This is a genomic window from Zoogloea sp. (assembly GCF_023150065.1).
GTDB lineage: Bacteria > Pseudomonadota > Gammaproteobacteria > Burkholderiales > Rhodocyclaceae > Zoogloea.
Window position 1 is genome coordinate 1 of the sequence record NZ_JAKLLN010000052.1, and the last position, 2800, is coordinate 2800.

4 protein-coding genes are annotated in these 2800 nt (G+C 69.9%); all 4 read left to right on the plus strand.

What is annotated here, in order from left to right; translation table 11 throughout:
• Window positions 1-687 (plus strand): 3',5'-cyclic-nucleotide phosphodiesterase (locus L6Q67_RS23220; protein ID WP_296575779.1); only part of this gene is annotated, 687 nt, incomplete at its 5' end.
• A 194-nt stretch (window positions 688-881) separates the two neighbouring features.
• The gene (locus L6Q67_RS23225) at window positions 882-1292 is read left to right on the plus strand and encodes a pilin (RefSeq protein WP_296575782.1); all 411 of its coding nucleotides are present in this window, start codon (window positions 882-884) and stop codon (window positions 1290-1292) included.
• A 140-nt stretch (window positions 1293-1432) separates the two neighbouring features.
• Window positions 1433-2203 carry a TfpX/TfpZ family type IV pilin accessory protein gene (gene tfpZ / locus L6Q67_RS23230; protein WP_296575785.1) on the plus strand — a complete coding sequence of 257 codons (771 nt, stop codon included), beginning with the start codon at window positions 1433-1435 and terminating at the stop codon, window positions 2201-2203.
• Window positions 2204-2269: 66 nt separating this feature from the next.
• Window positions 2270-2800: hypothetical protein (locus L6Q67_RS23235; RefSeq protein WP_296575787.1), on the plus strand; the 531-nt coding region annotated here is incomplete at its 3' end.

The following is a 2800-nucleotide window of genomic DNA, read 5'->3' on the forward strand; positions in this document are numbered from 1 at the left end:
GGCGTGGGCGATCTCGCGCTCGACGAGCTCGAGCGCATCGACCACATCCTGCTCACGCACTCCCACCTCGACCATGTGCTGGCCGTGCCGCTGCTGGCCGACAGCGTGATGCGCCGCCGGGCGCAGCGACCGCCCATCCGCGTGCATGCCTTGCCCGAGACGCTGGCCACCCTGCGCGAGCACCTGTTCAACGGTTCGCTCTGGCCCGACTTCACCCGCCTGCCCTCGGCCGAGCGGCCCGTGCTCAGCCTGCAGCCATTGCAGGTGGGCCAGGTCATCGAGTTCACGCATGGCCGGCGAATCGAAGTGCTGCCAGCCCTGCACACGGTGCCGGCCGTGGGCTACGCCGTGCTGCCCGGCGCCGGCTCGTCGCGCGGCGCCTGGGTCTACACCGGCGACACGGCCCCGCACGAGCCCCTGTGGCAGCGACTGGCCCAGATGCAGGTGGACACCCTGGTCATCGAAACCGCCTTCCGCGACGACGAGCGCGCGCTGGCGCAGGTCAGCCGCCACCTGTACCCACAGGCCATCGGGCGTGAGCTGCGCCACCTGGCGGCCGGTGTGGCGGTCTACATCACCCACATCAAGCCGGGTGAGCTCGACACCGTCATGACCGAACTGGCCGCCCTGGGTGCCGCCCACGACCTGCGCGCCCTGGCTGCCGGCCAGGTGCTGGCCCTGGACTGACGGTTTGCGGCGCAGGTGACGAAAAACGTCACCTGCGCGACCGCCGGGTCGACGGATTGCGGCAGCAGGGCCCGGTGGCACGTGATCGATTTCGCGCCTGCCACCCCCCCAGAACCCCCAGGCGGGCTGGCACGGGGCCTGCATAAGAAAGCTCGCACAGTCCCCCACCCCTCACCCCAGACAGGAGTTTTCTCATGAAGCGCAGCATCCAACAAGGTTTCACCCTGATCGAACTGATGATCGTGGTCGCGATCATCGGCATCCTGGCCGCCATCGCGCTGCCGGCGTACCAGGACTACACGATCCGCGCCAAGGTGTCGGAAGGCATCGTCCAGGCCAGCGGTGCCAAGGCCACGGTTTCCGAGAACTTCGCCAATGGCGCGGCTGACAATTGCCTCGGCGTGGCGACTGGCACCATCGGCATGACGACGCTGGCGTGCACACACGCTGCCACGGGCGCAACGCTCGGGGTCACGGTTGCGACGGGCGTCAGCGGAACGACCGTTACGTTCAATCTGGTCGGTACGGGCAGCTCCACTGGCATTACCTGGGACTGCAACACGCCTTCGAACGCCAAGTACGTTCCGGCTGAGTGCCGCACCTGATAACTTGACGACGGCAAGGTGGGGCCGGCGACATCCGGCCCACCCCATCGACCGCCAACCGGGCACCCAAGGGTGCCCGGTTGGCGTTTCGGTTGCCGCAGAATCGTCATCACGCAACGACTGAGCAAAGACACCCGGCGATGGCTGCATTCGACTTGAAATCACGTCTGCGCGCCGCAGGCATCCACCTGTTGCTCAGCGCGGGGGTCGCCGCGTTGGCCGCAGCCCTGGTGTTCGGCCTGTGGTACCCGTGGCCCTACACCGTGCTCGCCGGTGGCACCGAGCTCTTCGTGTTGATCACGTCGGTCGACGTCGTCATCGGCCCCGCGTTGACCTTCGCTGTGTTCGACCGGGTGCGCAAGCCGCTGCGCGAGCTGCAGCGCGATCTGGCCGTCATCGCGATGTTGCAGCTCGCCGCGCTGGCATTTGGCATGCACACCATCTTCGTTGCCCGCCCGGTGGCGCTGGTCTTCGAGGTCGACCGTCTGCGCGTGGTAACGGCCGTGGACATTCCGGACGGTGGGCTGGACGATGCGCCACAGGACCTGCGCCACCTGCCGCTGGACGGTCCTCGATTGCTGCGCATCGAGAGACCGGCCGATGGAGCGGAGAAGCTGGAGGCCATCCAGATGGCCGCTTCCGGCACCGATCTCAGCGCTCGTCCGCGATACTGGCGGCCCTGGGACGCCACCGCCCGCGCTGAGGCCCTGCTCCGGTCCCGGCCGCTGGCCCAGTTGCCAGGCGTGGATGCCGATCGCCGAGGCGAACTCGACGCGGCCGTAAAGCGTTCCGGCAGAGCTGCTGACCAAATGCGCTACCTGCCGTTGCAGGCCCGCAAGACCGATTGGATCGCACTGATCGACGGCACCAGCGGCGACGTCGTCGGCTACGCGCCGTTCAACGGGTTCTAGTGGCGAGCGCGGACGCAGGACTGCCCGCGCCCGGTCGGGCGCCTTGGGCTGCCTAGAATCCAGCGCATGTCGCTGCCCACCTGGGCTGCGGGCGCGGCAGCGCCTGCGGCCGCCGATGAACGCCGCTGGCCGTGGCCGGTCATGCTGGCCGCACTCCTGGCCTGCGCGGTGCCGCCGCTGCTGGCCTACAACCAGCCGCCGTCGTCCACGCTGCTGAACCAGTGCCTGGCGGTGTCGCTGTGGGGTGCGCTGGTGGCGGTGCTGGCGCCGCGCATCTGGCCGGTGCGGGGGGGCAGCCTGCTGGGTGCGCTGGCGCTGCTGGCGGCGGCGGCGCTGGGCTCGGGCGTGCTCGGCGCGCTGCCGGCCGGGCTCATGCTCTCGGCGCTGGGCCTGCTGGGCGTGGCGGCGCTGCTGGTGGTGGCATTCGCTGCCGTGGCCGCGCGCGACGATGGGGCCACCGTCTGGCTGTGCGTGGCCACCGGGTTGATGGTGGCCGGCACGCTCAGCGCCGGCGTGGCGCTGGTCCAGGTGTTCGCGCCGCAATGGGCCGACGGCAACTGGATCGCCCACTCGGGTCTGCCCGGCCGGGCGGTGGGC